Annotated in this window: 1 protein-coding gene; it reads right to left on the bottom strand. The window is 61.7% G+C overall.

Annotation, left to right across the window (positions count from 1 at the left end; all coding sequences use genetic code 11):
• Positions 1-41: 41 nt before the first annotated feature.
• The coding region (locus tag HWE04_RS24280; RefSeq protein ID WP_241813934.1) for a hypothetical protein at positions 42-274 on the bottom strand (233 nt) is incomplete at its 5' end.

The raw sequence follows: 274 nt of genomic DNA, 5'->3' as shown, positions 1-274 counted from the left end.
GTCCTGGACGCCCAGCCGGAACTCCCTGGCAGGGCGGCTCTTCAGATGGGAAGGGCGCCAGTGGACCTCTGGCTGAACCTGTGCTGAATGCCGTGCGAACGCAACTTGAAAAGCCACCGCTGCGCCTTTATCTGGCATAACAGTGCGCAGCCTTGCGCCTTTCGACATCCAGGCCGTTCCCCGGGGAAGGCCGCCAGTAGACCGTCTGCGGGAGGGTCATCATGCAACGCGAAGAAAGCCAGCTGATCGAAGGTCTGTTCGACCGTCTCAAGAC

This window comes from Herbaspirillum sp. C7C2, assembly GCF_022627865.1.
Taxonomy (GTDB): Bacteria; Pseudomonadota; Gammaproteobacteria; order Burkholderiales; family Burkholderiaceae_D; genus Herbaspirillum; species Herbaspirillum frisingense.
The sequence above is the reverse complement of the archived record's forward strand: the minus strand, read 5'-3'. Positions and strand labels throughout refer to the sequence as shown.